Annotated in this window: 21 protein-coding genes; 13 read left to right on the top strand and 8 right to left on the bottom strand. The window is 67.4% G+C overall.

Annotated elements, in window-relative coordinates; all coding sequences use genetic code 11:
• The first annotated feature begins 143 nt into the window (after positions 1-143).
• Positions 144-635 (top strand): peptidoglycan-associated lipoprotein Pal, encoded by a 492-nt coding sequence (pal, locus tag ABD05_RS28205; protein WP_047903237.1) that lies wholly within the window; start codon positions 144-146, stop codon positions 633-635.
• A 152-nt stretch (positions 636-787) separates the two neighbouring features.
• Here pal and ABD05_RS28200 read toward each other — a convergent pair whose 3' ends face one another.
• Positions 788-1,225 carry a hypothetical protein gene (locus ABD05_RS28200; protein ID WP_238594140.1) on the bottom strand — a complete coding sequence of 146 codons (438 nt, stop codon included), beginning with the start codon at positions 1,223-1,225 and terminating at the stop codon, positions 788-790.
• Between the two features lie 241 nt (positions 1,226-1,466).
• Between ABD05_RS28200 and ABD05_RS38680 the strand changes: the two genes are divergently transcribed.
• Positions 1,467-1,640 (top strand): hypothetical protein, encoded by a 174-nt coding sequence (locus tag ABD05_RS38680; protein ID WP_167347858.1) that lies wholly within the window; start codon positions 1,467-1,469, stop codon positions 1,638-1,640.
• Positions 1,641-1,735: 95 nt separating this feature from the next.
• On the opposite strand, the gene ABD05_RS28195 is transcribed toward ABD05_RS38680, so the two are convergent.
• From ABD05_RS28195 to ABD05_RS28185, 3 genes are read right to left on the bottom strand one after another with little or no spacing between them, the layout of a single operon-like run.
• The gene (locus ABD05_RS28195) at positions 1,736-2,995 is read right to left on the bottom strand and encodes a cytochrome c (RefSeq protein WP_047903236.1); all 1,260 of its coding nucleotides are present in this window, start codon (positions 2,993-2,995) and stop codon (positions 1,736-1,738) included.
• Positions 2,992-3,678: a (2Fe-2S)-binding protein gene (locus tag ABD05_RS28190; RefSeq protein ID WP_047903235.1), complete on the bottom strand. Its 687-nt coding sequence runs from the start codon at positions 3,676-3,678 to the stop codon at positions 2,992-2,994. The genes ABD05_RS28195 and ABD05_RS28190 overlap by 4 nt, the downstream gene beginning before the upstream one ends.
• Positions 3,675-6,566, bottom strand: coding sequence for a xanthine dehydrogenase family protein molybdopterin-binding subunit (locus ABD05_RS28185; RefSeq protein WP_047903234.1), 2,892 nt, complete (start codon positions 6,564-6,566; stop codon positions 3,675-3,677). The genes ABD05_RS28190 and ABD05_RS28185 overlap by 4 nt, the downstream gene beginning before the upstream one ends.
• A 534-nt stretch (positions 6,567-7,100) precedes the next feature.
• Here ABD05_RS28185 and ABD05_RS28180 point away from each other — a divergent pair.
• From ABD05_RS28180 to ABD05_RS28120, 11 genes are all read left to right on the top strand, one after another.
• Positions 7,101-8,651, top strand: coding sequence for a sensor domain-containing diguanylate cyclase (locus ABD05_RS28180; protein ID WP_047903233.1), 1,551 nt, complete (start codon positions 7,101-7,103; stop codon positions 8,649-8,651).
• Positions 8,652-8,908: 257 nt separating this feature from the next.
• Complete coding sequence (locus ABD05_RS28175) at positions 8,909-9,184, top strand: hypothetical protein (RefSeq protein ID WP_047903232.1); 276 nt, start codon at positions 8,909-8,911, stop codon at positions 9,182-9,184.
• A 346-nt stretch (positions 9,185-9,530) separates the two neighbouring features.
• Complete coding sequence (locus ABD05_RS28165; RefSeq protein WP_047903230.1) at positions 9,531-10,565, top strand: succinylglutamate desuccinylase/aspartoacylase family protein; 1,035 nt, start codon at positions 9,531-9,533, stop codon at positions 10,563-10,565.
• 108 nt (positions 10,566-10,673) lie between these two features.
• Complete coding sequence (locus ABD05_RS28160) at positions 10,674-10,970, top strand: type II toxin-antitoxin system MqsR family toxin (protein ID WP_047903229.1); 297 nt, start codon at positions 10,674-10,676, stop codon at positions 10,968-10,970.
• A gap of 2 nt (positions 10,971-10,972) precedes the next feature.
• Positions 10,973-11,374 carry a type II toxin-antitoxin system MqsA family antitoxin gene (locus ABD05_RS28155; RefSeq protein ID WP_047903228.1) on the top strand — a complete coding sequence of 134 codons (402 nt, stop codon included), beginning with the start codon at positions 10,973-10,975 and terminating at the stop codon, positions 11,372-11,374.
• Positions 11,375-11,689: 315 nt separating this feature from the next.
• Entirely contained in the window at positions 11,690-12,250 is a 561-nt protein-coding gene (locus ABD05_RS28150) for a GNAT family N-acetyltransferase (protein ID WP_047903227.1), read from the top strand.
• A gap of 54 nt (positions 12,251-12,304) precedes the next feature.
• Positions 12,305-13,246, top strand: coding sequence for an ABC transporter substrate-binding protein (locus ABD05_RS28145; RefSeq protein ID WP_047903226.1), 942 nt, complete (start codon positions 12,305-12,307; stop codon positions 13,244-13,246).
• A gap of 51 nt (positions 13,247-13,297) precedes the next feature.
• Positions 13,298-14,347 carry an LLM class flavin-dependent oxidoreductase gene (locus ABD05_RS28140; RefSeq protein ID WP_047903225.1) on the top strand — a complete coding sequence of 350 codons (1,050 nt, stop codon included), beginning with the start codon at positions 13,298-13,300 and terminating at the stop codon, positions 14,345-14,347.
• Positions 14,348-14,354: 7 nt separating this feature from the next.
• On the top strand, positions 14,355-15,707 hold the full coding sequence (locus tag ABD05_RS28135; RefSeq protein WP_047903224.1) for an LLM class flavin-dependent oxidoreductase: 1,353 nt from the start codon (positions 14,355-14,357) through the stop codon (positions 15,705-15,707).
• Positions 15,708-15,788: 81 nt separating this feature from the next.
• The gene (locus tag ABD05_RS39325; protein ID WP_082146246.1) at positions 15,789-17,579 is read left to right on the top strand and encodes an amino acid ABC transporter permease/ATP-binding protein; all 1,791 of its coding nucleotides are present in this window, start codon (positions 15,789-15,791) and stop codon (positions 17,577-17,579) included.
• Between the two features lie 34 nt (positions 17,580-17,613).
• A complete protein-coding gene (locus tag ABD05_RS28120) occupies positions 17,614-18,549 on the top strand; it encodes an ABC transporter substrate-binding protein (protein ID WP_047903223.1) in 936 nt (311 codons plus the stop codon).
• 355 nt (positions 18,550-18,904) lie between these two features.
• On the opposite strand, the gene ABD05_RS38405 is transcribed toward ABD05_RS28120, so the two are convergent.
• From ABD05_RS38405 to ABD05_RS39460, 4 genes are read right to left on the bottom strand one after another with little or no spacing between them, the layout of a single operon-like run.
• Positions 18,905-19,048, bottom strand: coding sequence for a hypothetical protein (locus ABD05_RS38405; RefSeq protein WP_158361681.1), 144 nt, complete (start codon positions 19,046-19,048; stop codon positions 18,905-18,907).
• Between the two features lie 8 nt (positions 19,049-19,056).
• Positions 19,057-19,857: a Fic family protein gene (locus ABD05_RS28110; protein WP_047903856.1), complete on the bottom strand. Its 801-nt coding sequence runs from the start codon at positions 19,855-19,857 to the stop codon at positions 19,057-19,059.
• Positions 19,858-19,891: 34 nt separating this feature from the next.
• Positions 19,892-20,146: a hypothetical protein gene (locus ABD05_RS28105; RefSeq protein ID WP_047903221.1), complete on the bottom strand. Its 255-nt coding sequence runs from the start codon at positions 20,144-20,146 to the stop codon at positions 19,892-19,894.
• 8 nt (positions 20,147-20,154) lie between these two features.
• Positions 20,155-20,463 carry a hypothetical protein gene (locus ABD05_RS39460; RefSeq protein ID WP_338012469.1) on the bottom strand — a complete coding sequence of 103 codons (309 nt, stop codon included), beginning with the start codon at positions 20,461-20,463 and terminating at the stop codon, positions 20,155-20,157.
• Positions 20,464-20,591 lie beyond the last annotated feature (128 nt).

The following is a 20,591-nucleotide window of genomic DNA, read 5'->3' as shown; positions in this document are numbered from 1 at the left end:
ACAATCTTTCATATGGCGCACCACCGGCTCACGGGCATGCATCGCGTCGACGAAGCCGGACCTTTCGCGCCGTTGCAGCCGGATACGTACGTGCGGATGGCACGCACCACGCTTCCAACGCAGTCAACCGCTGGAGACGAACGATGAGCAAAACGAACCGATTTGCGGTCCTGGCAGCCGTCGCACTGCTGGCCGGTTGCCATCACGCGGCGAAGACACCCGAGAATGCCGGCATGGAGCCGACGCCATCGAGCGAAGCCGTCGCAACGGTGACGGCCGACGATCTCGACAATCCGAACAGCCCGCTCGCGAAGCGCAGCATCTACTTCGATTTCGACGCGTACTCCGTGAAGCCCGAATACGAGTCGCTGCTGCAGGCGCACGCCGGCTACCTGCGCAGCCATCCGTCGCGGCGCGTGCTGATCCAGGGCAACACCGACGAACGCGGCACGTCCGAATACAACCTCGCGCTCGGCCAACGCCGTTCGCAAGCCGTGTTGAGCGCACTCGAAACGCTCGGCGTGCCGGGCACGCAACTCGAAGCGGTCAGCCTCGGCAAGGAAAAGCCGGTCGCGCTCGGCCACGACGAGGATTCGTGGGCGCAGAACCGCCGCGCCGATCTCGTCTATCGTTGAGCGGACATCGCCGCGACGGCGGCATCCGCGTAAAGGAAAGCATCGGACATGCGTAGCGGGCCGCGGGCCGCAGTCGCGGCCGGGCGGTGCCATTCGGCTCGCGAGGTTCATGCGCGTCGCCGGTCATGCGCCCGATGCGCGGCACCTTTTGCTCATCGCCGGCGTTCGAGCCGCCGATGCAGCCAGTGCGACATCACGGCCGACGTGACGATCGCATCGAGCGTGGCGATCGCGTTGATATCGCCCACCTTGTCCGCCTTGATCAGCCAGGTCTGGAGCAGCACATAACCGACCATCGTGCCGGCGCCCACGATCACGCCCAGCAACACGAACCAGCGGCGCCGGATGCGCGTGCCGAGCGCCCCCATGATGCCGCCGGTCACCATTGCGGGCAGGAAGTAGCCGAACAGGAACGACGCAAAGAAGATCAGCGGCACCATGCCGGCGCTGATTTTCAGTTCGTCCCATGACGGACCGTCGATCAACGTCCACGCGATCAGCATCACGGCCGGCCAGACGAGCGACGCGACCAGCGGGCCGCCGACGGCAAATGTCAGGCAGCCGAACACGGCACGGCCGGACGCACGCACGCAACGGTTTGCGCGAAGGGCGCTCGAGAGTGGCACTCATGGTTTTTATTCGGAATCGGAATGGCGGCGTGCTGGAGTGTACCAAGGCACCGCGCGGCGGATCCGATCCGGCACCATCGTGCGCGACGATACGCAAAAAGCATGGAATAAGCGGCCCGCCCGATCCGTTTCTTCATCGCGCAGACGTGCGGTTCACGCGAACCGGCCTGTCCTGCGGCCTGCGCGCTGCAAGGAGATTGCAATGAAATCGGCAACGTTGGCCGCGGCGCTGATCGCGGCGCTGATGCTTGTGCTGTCGACGGGATGTACACCGTCGAGCGGCGGCGCTTCACAAGGGCCCGGCATGAGCCGGTACGGCGGCGGCGGGTCAGGAGGCAGCGGAGGTGGTGGTGGCGGAGGTGGCGGCGGCTACTGACGAACCACCGCAAGAAGTCGGGCGACGCATCGCGCGCGATCACCGGAAACCGGCTGGATCGCGCGCGACGCCCCGCCCTGCGGCACGACCTGGACTTAACGCATCGCCTTCACGTCGGCCGGCGTGACGCTCGCGGGCTGGCCGCCCCACGTCGCGCGCAGGTAGTTCGCGAGCTGGGCGAGTTCGTTGTCGCTCAGCGTGTACGCGAAACCCGGCATCGGCTGCAGGTTTTCGAAACCGGCAAACTTCTGCTCTTCGATGCCGTCGAGCATCGCGACCAGCAGGTTGCGCGGATCGCCCTGGCGCACCGTCGAGTTGCCGTTCATCGGCACCGCGACGTGCGGCTTGCCTTCGCCGTTGAAGCCGTGACAGCCCGCGCACACCGCGAGATACACCGAGCGGCCGGCCGCGAGCTGCGCGGCATCGGCCGACACCGGCTTCACCGGTTGCGGCGCGGGCGGCGTATCGCCGAGCAGGTACACGGACAGCGCGCGCAGGTCGTCCTTCGTCAGGGTCTGCGTGCTCAGGTGCACGACCGGATACATCTCGCCGAACGCCGAGCCTTGCGGCGCGATGCCTACGCCGAAGAACGTCTGCAGGTCGGTGCCCGTCCAGCCGCGCGCGGCGAGGCCGGCCGGCGTGATGTCCGGCGCGGCCACGCGGCCGAGCGCGGCGCCCGCGAGCGGCTTTGCGCTGTCGAGCTGGCCCGTGAACGTACGCGGCGTGTGGCATTCCGCGCAGTGGCCGAGCGCGTTCGCGAGATAACGGCCGCGCTGCCAGTCGGCGGATTGCCCGGCCGACGCGTCCGGCAGGCTGTCCTTCAGGAAGAACAGATCCCACACGGCCATGCCGAAGCGCAGGTTGTACGGGAACTTCAGTTCGTGCGCGCGGTTCTCCTGCGCGACCGGCTTGACCGTCATCAGGTACGCGTACATCGCGTCGGTATCGGCACGCGTGAGCTGCCGGTACGACGTGTACGGCATCGACGGATACAGCCGCTTACCGGGCGCCTTGCCGTCGTGCAGCGCGGCGTAGAAGTCGTCCGCGCTCCAGCTGCCGATCCCGTGATCCTTGTCGGGCGTGATGTTCGAGCCGTAGAACGTGCCGTACGGCGAATCGAGCTTCGCGCCGCCGGCGAACGGCGCGCCGTCCTTCGCGGTGTGGCACGCCGCGCAGTCGGCGGCCTTGACGAGATAACGGCCACGCGCGACCTGATCGGCGCCGGGCGCGCCGGATGCCGCGTTCGACGCCGGCGCGTCATGGCCGCCGCAGGCGGCGAGCAGCAGCGCGCAGGCCGCCGCGAGCGCGGGCAGGCCCGCGGCCCGCGCGACACGATGGGCGAATGTGCGTTTCATGCGGCGTCCTTCACGAGTCCCGGCGTCGTCAGCACCACGTCCTTCACGGCTTCGTAGTAGCGGACGTAGCCCGTGCAGCGGCAGATATGCGCGTCGAGCGCGTCGGTGATCGTGCGTTCGACGTCGGCCTTCGCGACCGGCTCGCGCTTCAGGCGTTCGATCAGCACGGTCGCCGCATTGACGAAGCCCGGCGTGCAGTAGCCGCACTGGAAGCTGAAGTGCTCGAGGAACTTCTGCTGGATCGGCGACAGCTCGACCACTTCGCCCCCGTCGTTGCGCTTCGCGTGGCCTTCGATCGTGCGGATCGAACGGCCGTGGAAGAAGTGCGCACCGGTGATGCAGGTGCGCATTTCCTCGCTCGTGCCGTCCGGCTTGTCGACGATCACGACGCATGCATGGCAGACGCCCTGCCCGCAGCCGAGCCGCGAGCCGGTGAGGCCTGCGTACTCGTGCAGGAACTCGATCATCATCAGCCCTTCGGGCACCTGCATCGGGCCGACGGACTTGCCGTTGATCTTGACCGACAGCGGCTTCTGCTGGAACCGGACGAGCGGACGCTCGACGGCGGCCGGCGCAGCAGCCGGGGCGGACGCCGGTGCGGCCGAAGCCGCGGTCGGCGCGGCAGCCCCGGTCGCAGCCGCGCTGGCGCTCGCGGCCGAAGCCGCGGTTTGGGCGGTCGTCATGCGAGCACCTCCTGAATCTTTTGCGGGGTCACCGGCAGGTCGGTGAAACGATGGCCGATCGCGTGCGCGATGCCGTTCACGATCGCGCCGACGACGGGGATCATCACCACTTCGGCGACGCCCTTCGGCGGATCGGTCTCGGACAGCGGCGGCAGGATGTCGCCCGTCTGCGACCACACGGCGACGTCGGACGCGCGCGGCAGCTGGTAGCGGTTGAAGTTCCACGTGCCGTTGCCGGGGCCGTCCTCGTAGAGCGGCAGGTATTCATGCAGCGCATGGCCGATGCCCATCGCGAGGCCGCCCTGCAACTGGCCCGACACGAGCTGCGGCGAGATCTGGTTGCCGCATTCCATGATCGAGTGGTGCGTGAGCAGTTCGACCTTGCCGGTCGCTTCGTGCACGGCCAGCTCGACGAGCGTGCCGACGGCCGTGTAGTACGTGACGGCCGCGTTGTTGCGGCTCGTCGGCGGAATGAACACGCGCTTGCGGTCGAGCACGCGATAGCCGTTCGCGGTCGGCGGCAGCGTGCCGCGCATCGCGATCGCGCCGGCCGGCGCGGCGGTGCCCGGCACCGGGCCGCTGCCGTCGCCCGTGTTGTCGCCCGTCTTCGGCGCGCCGACGCGCAGCGACAGCCCGTCGATCGGCAGGCGTTCGACCGTGCCGCCCACGTCGAACTCGGCGTCGGTCCATTGCCAGCGGTTGAATACGTGCACGACGGCGCCGGTCGGCAGGCCGAGCGCATGCGCCTGCTTCGCGAGCTGTTCGAACGTCAGCGGCTCGAGGCCGTCGGCGGTCAGCTTGCCGTCGACCCAGCGCGCGTCCTCGATGCGGATCGTGTACGGCGCGGCCTGGCCGCCGCCGAGGCCGCGCGTCCAGATCGACATCGCGGCCGGCCACAGCCCGTAGCGGAACACCGCGCGCGCGGCTTCGCGCGTACTGTGCGTGAAGTAGTACGCCGAATTCGTCGCGCTCGACGGCGACGCATAGTTCGGCGACCAGCGCGGGTTCGCGCTCAGCCGATCCTGGTCGGCCTGCGACATGATGTACGGATCGCCGCTCGTCTCGATCGGCAGGTCCGGCCACTCGGTCACGGCGACGCGCACGTCCGTCGCCGGACGGCCGAGCCACTTCGCGACCGCTATGGCCTGTGACGTCGACATCCCCGTGCCGATCTCGGCAGCCGTGTGCTGCAGCGACACCTTGCCGTGCTCGTCGAACTCGACCTTCGCGAACGACGCTTCCGCACCCGTGCCGAAATCCTTCTGCACGCAGGCGAAGCCGACGCCGTAGCGCCTGCCCGGGTTCGCGGCCTCGAATTCGGCCTTGCGCGCGGCGCGGCGCGTCCACAGCGGATGCTGCTTCGCGCGCTCCAGCACTTCGTCGACGCGCAGCGCGCCGGCGGGAATCGCACCCTGCGTGTTCTTCATCCCCGAACGCAGCGCATTGCGCAGCCGGAAATCGATCGGGTCGAGGTTCAGCTGCGCGGCGATCTCGTCGACCGCCATCTCGGTCGCGGCCATGCTCTGCAGCGTGCCGTAGCCGCGTGCAGAACCGGCGTCGATCGCGCGCGATGCGATCGCCACCGCCGCGAGGTCGCTCTTCGGGAAGTAGTAGATCGATTGCGCGGCCGTTGCGCCGACCATCGCCACCGACGGCGAGAAGTTCATGCGCCCGCCGCCGTTCGCCTCGAAGTTGCCCTTGAACGACTGCAGCAGGCCCGTGTTGCGGTCGACCGCGATCCGGTAGTGCATCTTGAACGCGTGACGCTTCAGCGACGTCTGGAACTGCTCGTAGCGGTCGTTCGCGAAACGCACCGGGCGCCCGTCCGCGTACAGCGCGCAGACGAGCCCGTAGAACGGCACGTTGAAGTGATCCTTCGAACCGTAGCCGACCGTGTAGCACGGATGCACGAACAGCTTCTTCACCGGGAAGCGGCATTTCGCGACCATCGCGGCCGCGTTCTCCGCCACTTCGAGCGGCGACTGCGTCGGCACGACGAGGTGCAGCGACTGCGTCGCGGCGTCGTACCAGCAGTTCGCGTTGTCGGGTTCGAGCGCGGCCGTATCGACCGACTGCGTGTTGTACTCGCGATCGAACACGAGCCAGTCGGCGGACGGATGATCGAGCTCGCTGGCGATCTGCCCGGCGAGGAACATGCCCTGCTCGTCGAGCTTGCCGTGCTCCTTGCCGTCCGGCCAGACCGGCAGGTGCTTGCGCATCATGCTCGGGAAGATCGGCGCGTCCTTCAGGCTCGAATAGACGTCGTCGTCGTAGGCCGTCTTGCCGCCCACGCGCACGTAGCGGAAGGTGCCCCACGGATCGCGCTCGAGCGGGCCCGTGACCGCGCCGTAGCGGATCACGTCGTCGCGGAACTTGAGTGCGTTCTTCGCGAAGCGGAAGCGCGCGAAGTCGTGATAGATCAGGATCGCGACCGCGTGGCCGAGATACGCGGGCGTCTTGCCGGCCGGCAGCAGCATGTCGTCGCCGTAGAACGCCGGGAACGCAACGCCGTCGCGCGCGAGATCGTCGGCCGTGACCACGCGGTCCGGCTTCAGGTCGTCGCCGAGCAGCGACAGGTCGAAGCCTTCGTAGGTGCGGTCGGCCTGCGTGACGCGCAGGATCAGCGCATGCGACTGCTGCTGTGGCCAGTGCGGCATGTCGGCCGCGCGGACGTCGCGGGCGAACACTTTCGCGCCCGTGACCTTCGCGATGCCGTCGATGCGGAATTGGGGGATGCCGGTGACGCTATCCCATTTGACGGGGGTGAGGAGTTTTTCTTCGAAGAGCGCCGCGAATGCGCGGCTGCCCAGGGGCGCGACATACACTGCGACGCCCGCCAGCACGCTGGCTTTCAGAAAACCCCGCCGTGACAGGCCGTGGTTTTTCATGTGGGGGAACCTCCTGATGCGGCTCGGACGGCGATCGGGTGTCGCGGCGTTCGGAGCGGCGCGCATTCTGGCATTGTTTTTGATATATCGCCTATAGTATTTCTCGCATGAAATACTTATTGAATTTCTTATAACGCAATTCATACGGGCTGCGGCAGACGGTCGCGCGCACAATGCGTCGGCGATTTGAGCGCGTTTGCCTCCCGTCGCACCGGCTTCGGCCGGCATCGGCATCTGCCGACGGGCAAGCGCGCCACGCATCGCGGCCGGTCTCCGGTCGGCCGCCGCACATTGTTCCGTTCGCAACGATGCTGCCTCCGCGCCGTCGAATGCGCAACAATTTCGCAGGCGTGGTTTACGACTAGCGGCCGGCGCGATGTCCAGTGTCGACGGACTGCCTCTGCGATGCGCCCGGGCATCCCGCGCCGCCCGTGTTTCATGGTAATGTCGCGCGTATCCGGCTTGCCGGTGCTCCCGCCACGTGCCGTGCGGGCGCCGCCAGCCATCGCGCCCATCGTGTCGAGGTCAAAATCCATGGCAGTCAGGGCATCTCTCCTGAACTCCGTTCTCGCCACTCCCTCCTCCGGCAATTACAGTGTCACGGCGGCGCTGCGCCCGTCGATGCTGGTCACGCTGTTCGAGGATATTCGCCCGATGGCGATGTCGGGGCTCGCGAGCGGCTTCGTCGCGGCCGTCGCGCTGATCCGGCTGCAGCAACTCTGGTGTCTCGTGTGGTTGATCGTCGACGTCGGCCTGCTCGTCACCCGGCTCGCGATCGCGCGCGCCTACATCGTGCGCCGCGACGCCGGCGACGATCGCGCCGAATTCTGGGCGAGGCGCTATGCGCCCGTGTCGCTCGCCGCATGCTTCGTGCTCGGCCTCGGCGTGATGGGCTGCGTGGACGCCGTCGACGTCGAGCTCGGCACGCTGTCGGTGATGGTGGCGGGCGGCGTGTTCGGCGGGATCGCATCGCGCAATTCGGCGCTGCCGCGGCTCGCGATGACGCAGGTCACGCTCGGCGTGCTGCCGATCGGCGTCGGCGCATTGCTGGCCGACCGGCCGGGCGCGTGGCTGCTGCTGCCGCCGCTCGCGATCTATCTCGCGGCCATGCGCACGGTCGTCCAGCGCCATTACCGCGTGCTCGTCGCACTGATCGCCGCGCGCCAGCGCAACGCCGAACTCGTCGCGCGCTTCGACGCCGCCCTCACCTACATGCCGCACGGCCTGTGCATGATCGACAGCGAGACCCGCGTGACCGTCGCGAACCGCCGCACCGCGCAGCTGTTCGGCTCGCCGCGCGAGATCATGCTCGATACGCCGCTGGCCGACGTCGTCGCGGCGCTCGGTGCGAACGCGATGTCCGATTCCGGCGACGCCGGTCTCGCCGCGCAGTGCGATGTCTGGCTGACCCGCGACGAACCCGAGCCGTTCGACATCGTGCTCGCCGACGGCCGCCAGCTCGAACTGACGCGCCACCGCGTGCCGGACGGCAACGCGGTGATCATCGTCGAGGACGTCACCACGCGCCGCCAGACCGAGCAGCACATCCGGCATCTCGCGCGGCACGACGCGCTGACGGGTTTGCCGAACCGCCACGAACTGCATGCCCAGCTCAAGCGGATGCTCGCGCACCGGCCGCGCCTGCCGGGCCCCTCGCTCGCCGTCATGTATCTCGACCTCGACGGCTTCAAGGCGATCAACGACCACTTCGGCCACCAGTCCGGCGACGAGGTGCTCACGCAGGTCGCCGCGCGGCTCGGCAAGACGCTGCCGCCCGGCGAGCTTGCGGCGCGCATCGGCGGCGACGAATTCGTCGTCGCGATCGACGACACGACGATGCACGCGTGTTCGCTCCTCGCCGCGCGGATCATCCGGCAGATCTCGGCGCCGTACACGCTGTCGATCGGCGAGACCGTCAGCCTCGGCATCAGCATCGGCATCGCGCTCGACGACGGGCACGGCTCCCCCGACGAGCTGATCCGTCAGGCCGACAGCGCGCTGTACGACGCGAAGTCGGGCGGCAAGGGCATCTACCGCTTCTATTCGAGCGGCAGCCGCCGCGTGGCACCAGCCGCCGCGAACTGACCTGGCGGTGCGCGCGGCCCGCTCATCCTCGTTTCCACTACCGGCCTCATCCTCCCGACGATTCACTTCCGAAACGCTTTGCGTGTTCGCACGTCCCGCCTGCGCTCGCGTGTCACGTGACGTGTTCCGTAACATCGGCGTTCGCCACCCGTCACATTGACCGCAGAAGCCTGCACGATCGATGCAGCGCAAGGCTTTTCGAGGCTGGCACTCTTATTGCTCCCTGACAGGAAAACAGGTTGTCCGGGAGACCCAACATGAATACCGTCGAAGTCCTCAGCCGCAGCGAAACCATCGACGAACAGGCCGTGATCGACGGCGCATCGCTGATCCGGCGGCTCGTTTCCGATCGCCGCATGCCGGCCGCGCGTGAAGCCGCTTGCGTCGACAATCCGCCGCTGACGTTGTACGGCGCGTTTCGCCAGGGCGTCACCGATCACGGCGCGCGGCGCGCGAATCCGTATCGCGCCGGCAGCCGTTTCTGGGCACTGTGGGAAGAAGGTCGTATCGAAGCTGAAACATCGGGCCGCTGAGCCGGCCGTACGCGCCGGCCCCGTCGCGACAAGGGATCGGCGCGAAACCGGATGCACGAATGCGGCCGGCCCGCGCGCCGGCATGCGTTCATCGATGCAACATCGCGCGCGGTCTCGCGAGTCGTCGGCGAGTCGGCGAGTCGGCGAGTCGGCGAGTCGGCGAGTCGGCGAGTCGGCGTATCGACGTATCGACGTATCGGCGTATCGACGTATCGGCAAGGCGGCTCGCTCATGCGCATCCATGCACATGCCGGTTAACGGCGTTCGGCGTTGCGCGCTCCCCGCGCGCCGCGCGGCGGTCGTTTCCCGATAAGATGACAGATTCCGTTCATCGAACGATGCCGCCATGACCGCCCCTTCCTCACAGCGAAACCCCATCCACTGCGAAATCGATCTCGACGCGCAAGGCAAGCACGCGGGCTACCTGCGGCTGCCGCATTCCGTGCACCGCTCGGCGTACGGGTGGCTGCCGATTCCGATCGCGTCGATCCGCAACGGCGACGGTCCGGTCGCGCTCGTGATGGCCGGCAACCACGGCGACGAATACGAAGGCCAGATCATCGTGTCGCAGTTGATGCGCGAGATCGAGCCCGAGATGGTCAGCGGGCAGTTGATCCTGCTGCCGATGGCGAATTTCCCCGCGGCGGACGCGGGCCTGCGCGTGTCGCCGCTCGACGAGGGCAACCTGAACCGCAGCTTCCCCGGCGAGCCGACCGGCACGCCGACGCAGATGATTGCCCACTACATCGAACATGCGCTGCTGTCGCGTGCGCAGTACCTGGTCGACCTGCATTCGGGCGGCAGTTCGCTGCTGTACCACGGCGGCAACATGCTCGCGATCGATCCGCTCGACGCCGACGAAGCCGCGAAGCTCAACGGGCTGCTGGTCGCGTTCGGCTTGCCGAATGCGCTGCTGCACGCGCCGAACCCGGTGCATTCGGCGTCGGCCGCGCGCCGGCAAGGCGCGATCTCGATCGTGACCGAACTGGGCGGCGCGGGCATGGCCGATCCGTCGCTGATCCGGCTCGGCCGCCACGGGCTGCTGCACTACCTCGGCTATATCGGCCTGCTGCGCGGCGCGCTCGTGCCCGACGCGCCGCCGACCGTCACGCGCTTCATGCGTGTCGACGGCGACCGCCACTTTGTCTATGCGTACGAGCGCGGGCTGTACGAGCCGCTCGTCGAACTCGGCGACCAGGTGAAGGCCGGACAGCCGGCCGCGTGGGTGCATTTCCCCGATACGCCGCTGCGCGAACCGATGCTGCACCGGTTCAAGGGCGACGGCGAAGTGGTGTGCAAGCGCGTGCCCGCGCAGGTGCGTCGCGGCGACTGCCTGTTTCAGCTGGCGGAGTTGTCGGCGGCGCCGAGCGTTGGCCAATAGGCTAGTTCCAGATTCATCTCTTTTCCGTGCAGTCTGCCATTCATGGCGGACTGCATACGTGCGTCATTAACCAACTTGACAAATTAACCCACTTGGTTATGATCATCAATGGAAAAGAGAAGGCCTCATTGCAAGCTGCCCCTCGTCAAGGCGCTGGTCGAATCCGGCAAGGTCCGGTTGACCACGAGCGCAGTACTCGGCGCCCGGCAACTGGGTTTCACGGAAAGGGAGGCGCTCGATGTCGTGATGTCGCTGACCGACCTCGACTTCCACAAGAGCATGACGACGTACGCCGACCACACGATCTGGCAGGACGTCTACCGGCCGTTGACGGTGCGTGGCGACGTGTACCTGAAACTGACGGTGATCGACGAGGTGCTGATCGTGTCTTTCAAGGAGCGATGAAAATGAAGTGTCCTGCATGCGGTGCCGCCAAGCTGGTCCGCGACACGCGAGACATCCCTTATACCTACAAGGGCCGGTCGACTGTCGTCCGCGATATCACCGGCGATTTCTGCCCGGCCTGCGGGGAATCGGTACTGGATCTCGACGAGGCGACCCGTCTCGGCGAAGCGATCGCCGAGTTCAACAAGCAGGTGAACGCAACCATCGTCGACCCGAAGTACATCGCGAAGGTGCGCAAGAAGCTGAGGCTGGATCAGCGCGAGGCGGCCGAGCTCTTCGGCGGCGGCGTCAACGCGTTCTCCCGTTACGAGACAGGCAAGACGAATCCGCCGCTTGCCCTCGTGAAATTGCTGAAGATCCTGGATCGTCACCCCGATCTACTCGCCGAAGTCCGAGCGGCATAAGCGCTCGCATGTCGGCATCGCGCATGCGTCAAGCACAGGCTTCGACGCGTGCGCCCGCTCCCCGCCATCCCCACCCCACTCCCGCTGCAAGCCTTCTGACGCCTGCCGCGAAATCCTTATCGAAATTGCTTCGTTCGCCTTTGCCGGCCGCGCCGCTAACGTGTTCAAAACGGCGGCGGCCCGCCACATGCATCGCAGGATGCGCACCGGCCGCCGTCATCACGACAACCGCGCCGCGATAACGGAACAGACCGGACGGGCCGCGTGCCCGCGCCCCGACGGGAACGTCCGCATCGCGCGCCCTCCGCGATGCCCATGGCCACGACCGACCGCCTCATCGACACGACGCCGCTCGACGTCCGCGCGCAGCCGCTGATCGACGCGCTGATCGACGAGTATTCGACCCGTTACGACGCGTACCGCCCCGACAGCCGTGCGTCCGCGCGCGACGAACTCGCGCGCTACCCGGCCGAACTGTTCGCGCCGCCCGAAGGCGCCTTCGTGCTGCTGCTGCGCGACGGCGAAACGATCGGCGGCGGCGCGTTCAAGCGCTACGACGCGCAGACCGCCGAACTCAAACGCATCTGGACCCGCACGGACCTGCGCCGCCAGGGGCTCGCGCGGCTCATCGTCGACGCGCTCGAACTGCGCGCCGCGCAGCAGGGCTACCGGCGCGTGTACCTGACCACCGGCTTTCGCCAGCCCGAAGCGTGGGCGCTGTACGACCGCACCGGTTATACGCGGCTGTTCGATTCGTCGATCGCGCCCGAAGCGTATTTCCACTTGCGGTTCGGCAAGGATCTCGCCGATCCGTCGCGCACGTCGACGCTCGCCGACCTGTGGGCGCCCGTGCCCGAACCCGCGTTGCCGCGCTGAGCGCGCGACTGCCCCGCTTTCCCCCGAATCCGCTTTCCACGACAGGACGTTTACATGCAACGAGCCGTACCGCTTTCTTCCCGTGCCATTCGCACGCTGGCCGCCGCGCTGATCGGCCTGAGCGCATTCGCCGCGGCCGCCGCGACGTTCGACCTGAGCCCCGAGCAGCGCAGCCGCCCGCGCGGCGTGGCCGATGCGGCCGTCGAACGTGCGGTGCCCGCGTCGTTCAAGTTCGCCGAGCCCGGCACGCTGACGATCGGCATCGCGCCGAGCCTGCCGCCGATCAGCTCGTATGCGACCGACGCGCGTACGGTGGTCGGCTTCGACGCCGACGTCGGCCAGCTCGTGTCCGACAGCCTCGGCCGCAAGCTGAAGATCGTCGCGCTCGCGTGGGCCGACTGGCCGCTCGCGCTCGAATCGGGGAAAGTCGACGCGGTGATTTCGAACGTGACCGTCACCGAGGAACGCAAGCAGAAGTTCGATTTCTCGTCGTACCGCCACGATCTGGTCGGCTTCTACGTACGCAACGACAGCAAGATCCAGGCGATCCGCGAGCCGAAGGATGTCGCGGGGCTGCGCGTCGTGACCGACGCCGGCACCAACCAGGAAAAGATCCTGCTCGCGTGGGACCGCGAGAACGTCGCGCACGGGCTGAAGCCGGTGCAGATCCAGTACTACGACGACCAGGCGATGCGCATCGTCGCCGTGCAATCGGGCCGCGCCGATGCCGTGTTCAGCGTGAACTCGGTGCTCGCGTATCAAAGCGCGCAGCAAGGCAAGACGCGGCTCGTCGGCGCGATCAGCGGCGGCTGGCCGCGCACGGCCGACATCGCGATCGCGACGCGCCGCGGCAGCGGGCTCGCCGATCCGCTGACCGTCGCGCTGAACGGGCTGATCAAGAACGGCCGCTACCAGCAGGTGCTCGACCGCTGGAACCTCGCGCCCGAAGCGATCGACCAGTCGCGCACGAATCCGCCGGGGCTGCCCAAGAGCTGAGCGCCGCGCGCGCCCCGTCCATCCACGTCTCACGCAGGAACGCCGCTCACCATGTCTTATTCGCTTTCGTTGCTGGACAAGAGTCCGATCGCCGACGGCGCGAACGCCGCCGACGCGCTGCGCTTCACCACGACGCTCGCGCAACGCGCCGAACAGCTCGGCTACGAGCGCTTCTGGGTCGCCGAGCATCACGGCACACCGGGCTTCGCAAGCTCGGCGCCGGAGATCGTCGTCGCGCACCTGCTCGCGCACACGTCGCGCATCCGCGTCGGCTCGGGCGGCGTGATGCTGCAGCACTACAGCCCGTTCAAGGTCGCCGAATCGTTCAAGCTGCTGGCCGCACTCGCGCCGGGCCGCGTCGATCTCGGCATCGGCAAGGCGCCCGGCGGGCTGCCGCTGACCACGCGCGCGCTGCAGTGGTTCCACGACAAGGCGCGCAAGCCCGACTTCGCGGGCCAGCTCGCGGAGCTCGACGCGTTTCTCGGCTGGGGCGTCGCCGAAGATCATCCGCTCGCCGGCGCGGTCGCGATGCCGGTGCCGCCGCAGCCGCCCGAACGCATCCTGCTCGGCGGCTCGCCGGACAGCGGCGCGCTCGCCGCGCGCAACGGCTGGCGCTTCTGCTACGCGGGGCATTTCAACGGCGACGACGTGAATCTCGAGCGCTCGCTGGACGCGTACCGCAGCGCGGGCGGCACGCGGCCGCTCGTCGCGCTGTACGCGGTGGCCGCGCCGACGCGCGACGAGGCCGAGCAACTGATCGGGCCGCTGAAGATCTTCAAGCTGCAATTCGCGGGCGGCCAGAGCTTCAACCTCGCGAGCGCGCAGGCGGCCGCCGAATTCGCGCGGCAAAGCGGCGCATCCGACTACCGGATCGACGAACTGCGCCCGACGGTGCTGGCCGATACGCCCGAGCGCGTGCACCGCGCGCTCGATGCACTGAGCCGGCGGCTCGACGTCGATGCATTCGTGATCGATTCGCCGGTGACCGACTACGCGGCGCGGCTCGCGTCGGCCGAATGGCTCGGCGGTGCGCTGTCGGCCACGCCGTTGCAGGCGGCCCTCGCGGCCGACCGCTCCCTCTCCCCTGACCAGAACGCGTGACGCTCCCATGACGACCCGACGATCGATCCCCTTCGGCCTGATGCTGCAAGGCGCAGGCAGCCACATGAACGCATGGCGGCACCCGAGCAACCCGCCGGACGCGAGCATCAACCTCGACTTCGCGATCGGCATCGCGCGCAAGGCGGAAGCCGCCGGCATCGCGTTCGCGTTCGTCGCGGACGGCCTCTACATCAACGAGAAGTCGATCCCGCACTTCCTGAACCGCTTCGAGCCGCTGACCGTGCTGTCGGCGCTCGCGGTCGCGACGAAGAAGATCGGGCTCGCGGGCACGATCTCGACGTCGTACAGCGAGCCTTTCACGGTCGCGCGCCAGCTCGCGTCGCTCGACGCGATCAGCGGGGGGCGCGCGGGCTGGAACGTCGTGACGACGCCGCTCGAAGGCACCGCGAAGAATTTCGGCAAGGCGCATCCCGATCACGAGCTGCGCTACGAGATCGCCGACGAATACCTCGACGTCGTGCAGGGCCTGTGGGATAGCTGGGACGACGACGCGTTCGTGCGCGACCGCGCGACCGGCCGCTTCTTCGATCGCGACAAGCTCCATACGCTCGATCACCACGGCCGCTTCTTCCAGGTCGCGGGCCCGCTGAACATCCAGCGCTCGCCGCAGGGGCAGCCGGTGATCTTCCAGGCCGGCTCGTCCGACACCGGCATCGGGCTCGCCGGCAAATACGCGGACGCGGTGTTCACGCATTCGCCGTCGCTCGACGAGACGGCCGCGTTCACGCGGCGCGTGAAGCAAAGCGCGGTCGAGCACGGGCGTCATGCCGACGACGTGAAGATCTTCCCCGGCGTCGGGCCGATCGTCGGCCGCACGGCCGCCGAGGCCGAAGACAAATACCAGGCGATCCGCGACCTGCTGACGATCGACGAGGCGCTCGCATATCTCGGCCGCTATTTCGATCACCACGATTTCACGCAATACGCGCTCGACGCGCCGTTCCCGGAACTCGGCGAGCTCGGCCGCAACAGCTTCCGCTCGACCACCGATCGGATCAAGGCCGACGCGAAGCACAAAGGCCTGTCGCTGCGCGAGACGGCGCTGGCGGTCGCGACGCCGCGCCCGAACTTCATCGGCACGGCCGAGCATGTCGCCGACGAGCTGATCCGCTGGCACGACGCGGGCGCCGGCGACGGCTTCATCCTCGGCTTTCCGGTGCAGGCACAGGGCGTCGACGATTTCGTCGAACTCGTGATTCCGGTGCTCGAGGCGCGCGGCCGCTACAGCCGCGACCTGCCCGGCGCGACGCTGCGCGACCACCTCGGCCTGCCGCGCAAGGCGAGCCGCCACGCGGCGCCCGGCGCCGCGCAGGAAACGACGGCCGAAGCGCACGCCTGACACACCGCGGCCCGGCCACGGGCCGACGCGCCGCGCCGCCCGTGCGCGGCGTTCCCGACCGATTCGAGGACTTCCAACGACATGAGCGACACGACCCACCTCGGCGGCGCGCTGCCGCCGCTCTCTTCCCCCGGCGCGCGCGAGCCCGGCACGCGTTCCCGGATCGTGCCCGCGCGCCACCGGGCGCGCACGGCCGGCACCGTGCTCGCCGTCGTGCTGATCGCGATCGCGCTGCATTCGATCCTCGGCAACCCGCAATGGGGCTGGCCGGTGTTCGCCGAATGGTTCCTGTCGCCGCCGGTGCTGTCGGGGCTAGCTCGCACGCTGGTGCTGACGCTGCTCGGCGCGGTGTTCGGCTTCGTGCTCGGCGCGTTCGTCGCGCTGGCCCGGCTGTCGCGTTCACGCCTGCTGTCCGCAAGCGCGTGGACCTTCGTGTGGCTGTTCCGCTCGATTCCGCTGATCGTGCTGCTGCTGATCCTGAACAACCTCGGCTACCTGTACGAGCATGTGCGGCTCGGCGTGCCGTTCACCGACATCGTGTGGTTCGAAGCGCCGACGACCGACCTGATCAGCCCGTTCCTCGCGGCCGTGCTCGGCCTCACGCTGAACCACGCGGCGTTTGCCGCGGAGGTGATCCGCGGCGGCATTCTCGCGGTCGATCCGGGGCAGCTCGAAGCGGCTGCCGCGCTCGGGCTGCCGCGTGGCCGACAGACCGCGCGGATCGTGCTGCCGCAGGCGATGCGCGCGATCCTGCCGACCGCATTCAATGACCTGATCACGCTCGCGAAAGGCACGTCGATGGTGTACGTGCTCGCGATGCCGGAGCTGTTCTACACGGTGCAGGTGATCTACCGCCGCAATCTCGAAGTGATTCCGCTGCTGATGGTCGCGACCGTCTGGTACCTGATCATCCTGACCGTGCTGTCGGCGATCCAGGTGCAGGTCGAGCGGCACTATGCGCGCGGCGCGCTGCGCAATCCGCCGCCGTCGGTGCTCACGTTCGCGCTCGCGCGCATCGGCGTGCTGTGGCGGCGTGCCACGTCGCGCAATGCGGCGTCGATCGTGCCGGCCGAAGGCGATACCGAAACCGTTGCCGCCGCCGTGCCGCGCGCCGGCGGCGAAGTGGTCGTGCACGGCGTATCGAAGCAGTTCGGCATGCAGCGCGTGCTCGACAACGTGTCGTTCGTCGCGCCGCGCGGCAGCGTGACCGTGATCGTCGGGCCGTCGGGCTCGGGCAAGTCGACGCTGCTGCGCACAATCAACCATCTGGAACGCGTCGACGACGGCTTCATCGACATCGACGGCGAACTGATCGGCTACCGGCGCGACGGCGACGTGCTCTACGAACTGAAGGAGCGCGACGTGCTGAAGCGGCGCACGGCCGTCGGGATGGTGTTCCAGAACTTCAACCTGTTCCCGCACCTGACGGTGCTCGAGAACCTGATCGAGGCGCCGGTCTCCGTCGCTGGCGTCACGCGCGACGCCGCCGAGCGCACCGCACGCATGCTGCTGGCGCGCGTCGGTCTCGCGGATAAAGCCGATGCGTACCCGCGCCAGTTGTCCGGCGGCCAGCAGCAGCGCGTCGCGATCGCGCGGGCGCTCGCGTTGCGTCCGAAGGTGCTGCTGTTCGACGAACCGACGTCCGCGCTCGACCCGGAACTCGTCAACGAGGTGCTCGACGTGATCAAGGAACTCGCGCGCTCGGGCACGACGCTCGTGATCGTCACGCACGAGATCGGCTTCGCGCGCGAAGTCGCGGACAACGTGCTGTTCATGGAGCGCGGGCGCATCGTCGAAGCCGGGCCGCCGGCCGCCGTGCTCGACGCGCCGTCGCATCCGCGGACGCGCGCGTTCCTGTCGCGGGTGCTGTGATGCGAATCCCTGCCGATAACCGGGGCGCCACACGATGATCGATCGTCGTCAATTCATGACCGCCGCACTGGTCGCGGCATCCGGCAGCCTGCCGTGGCGCATCGCACACGCGGCGGCCGCAACCGCCGACCTCGACCCGCGCCAGGCCGGCCGCCTTCGCGCGGAGCGCGACGACGCGGCGATCCGTGCGGCAGCCGGCTACCGCTGGGTGCGCGACGGCGCGATCACGGTCGCGATTTCGCCGCACGCGCCGCCCGTGTCGACCTACGCGACCGATGCGCGCACCGTGGTCGGCGCCGATCCCGACTATGCGCAGCTCGTCGCCGACGCGCTCGGCCGCACGCTCGCGCTGGTGCCGATCGCGTGGGCCGACTGGCCGCTCGGGCTGACGTCCGGCAAGTACGACGCGGTGATCTCGAACGTCGGCGTGACCGAGAAGCGCAAGGAGAAATACGATTTCACGACCTACCGGCTCGGGTTGCACGGCTTCTATGTACGCACCGGCAGCCCGATCGCGAAGATCGCCGAACCGAAGGACATCGCGGGCCTGCGGATCATCACCGGTGCCGGCACGAGCCAGGAGCGCATCCTGCTCGAATGGAGCCGGCGCAACGTCGCGCAGGGGCTGAAGCCGACCGAGCTGCTCTATTTCGACGACGATGCGACCGCGCGCGTCGCACTGCTGTCGGGCCGCGCCGATGCGGAACTGAACCCGAACGCGTCGCTCGCGTACGAGGCCGCGCGCAGCGGCAAGATCCGCCGCGTCGGCGTCGTCAATGCGGGCTGGCCGAACAATGCCGACGTCGCGATCGCGACGCGTCGCGGCTGCGGCCTCGCGCCCGCGCTGACGCTCGCGACGAATGCACTGATCGGCAGCGGCCGCTACGGGCAGGCGCTTGCGCGCTGGGGCTTGCAGAGCGAAGCGATCGCGCGCGCGGAGACCAATCCGCCGGGGTTGCCGTCGTTCTGAAGGCCGCCTTGTTTGGAAACCGGGGCCACGCCAATGTTTTCCGATCTATCGCTCGACGTTGTTCCAAGCCCTTATCACGGCAGCCAGAAGCTCGCGTTCAGGTACGTCATTTCTGACCAATACTTCAGGCCCCTTATGCCCGCATGTCTTATGTTCAACGTAGGCAACACCGGCCGCTTTGACCGTCTCGATGTCGGTTCGTCCATGACATTTCGGGCACGGATCGAGTGTGAAGATTTCGTTCGTCATATGTTTGCTTTTCCCGTCTACGCGACGTAGATCTTCTGGCCGAACAAGTCGAGGCTGTTGAGGCATCGCTTCTCTGCGTCATCGGTCGCCTGTTCGTCAGCTTGCGTCACCGCAACTGCTCAGTAACGGTCTGATGTACGTCAATGCCAAAGCGCTTGCCGAATCGCCCTACACCGGAGCCCTCGTGACCTGTCACCCACACGGTGTCGCCGCCCGCCGAGACGTCGATGCTGTAAAGCTGTTCCAGCATCTCCTGAATTACGCCCGAAAACCCGGCGACGGCGGAGCCGTATCCGACGCGGGTGCATGACGCAGCCCGAGCACGTCGAGATACGTGTCGAGCGAGCGCTGCACGGATTCGGCAACTAAGCACGTGACGTCGCCGTAATCGCCACTGACGCAGGCTTTGTCGAGCGAGTCGTAGTAGGCCAGTCGATCCTCTTTACGGATGATCGCGGGCGGATAGCCTGCCTTCATCAGCTCGAAGTTGAGCAGCAGCCGTCCCGTCCGCCCGTTGCCATCAACGAACGGATGGATCTTCACGAATCGCGTGTGCAGTTCCGCCGCCCGCTCGACCGGATGCGTGTCTCCAACCGCCCCGTACCAGTCGATCAGCGCGGCCATCTCGGCAGACAGATGCATGAAGTCCGGCGGGATCGTACTCGCGCCTGCGATCACCACGTTTTCGCGGCGATACCGGCCCGCTTCTTCAGCGTCGATGCCTTTCAGAACAAGACTGTGGATGTTCCGGATCTGCCATTCCGAAAGCGCTTCCCCCTTCGACACGATGTCCTCGACGTAGACAATCGCATCGCGATGGTTCGTTGCCTCGAAGTGCTCGCGAAGGGACTTACCGCCGACCGTGATTCCTTCGAGCACCACCTTCGTCTCACGCAGCGTCAGCGTGTTGCCCTCTATCGCGTTCGAGTGATACGTCCACTCAAGCAACAGTTTTTCGCGCAGCGAGGCAACCGTGTGCTGCGGGAGCGGGCGCGCAGCGTCGAGTGTCGCCCTATCGGCGTCGATCGTATTCAGCAGCGCGGCAGTTTGATTCGGCATTTGCTTCTCAAGGCGAGGTTCATTGTCCGCCATCTTATATCCCCATTGGGGATGGTCGAGCGGGTTTCCGCTTTTTCTGCCATTGCAGGATTTCCAGCACGTATGACCGGCCCATATCGGGCATAGTGCGCGAATCAGGAGAGTCTGCTGGCAGAAGCCACTTGTCCAGCGTGCGCACGGCAATGCTCAAGCGTGCGGCGAACTCCGCCCGCGTCATACCCAGCCGATCCATCGCTACACGCAGCAGTTCCTGTTGGGAAAGTGCTGCGAGATCTTGCTTCGTTGTCATGCGTCTAGTTAACGGTCAAAGTCACTTCCGCCTTTATATCCCCAACGGGGACAACAATCAAGCATCGAAGAAAACCCCGATGAGAGGATTGTTTGGCATAGGTTCCGCCACTTGCTCCGCTCGAGCGCCGTCACCTTGGCGTGCTTCCAGCGCCCTTCGATGTACCGCGCGAGAGCAGCAACGGTTTTGGGATGACTCAGATAGACACAACGGACCTTCGAGCCTTTGGTGATCGCGCCTCGCAAACTCATTTCTTCGCGGAGACGGCCGGACGGTAGCAGCACGTCGGCGATTTCGATTTGAGCAATTTCCGACACTCGCAAGCCGCAGGTGAATCCGAGCAACAGCACGAGGACATCGCGCTCAGGGTGTCGGCTCGTCGCGTCTGTTCGCGTCTGTGACACGCAGAAAGTGAGGAATCAGTGAGGGGGGGTGAGGGTCTTTG

Origin of the sequence: Burkholderia pyrrocinia (assembly GCF_001028665.1) — a bacterium.
GTDB classification, from domain to species: domain Bacteria; phylum Pseudomonadota; class Gammaproteobacteria; order Burkholderiales; family Burkholderiaceae; genus Burkholderia; species Burkholderia pyrrocinia.
This window is presented reverse-complemented; position numbering and strand designations above follow the sequence as displayed.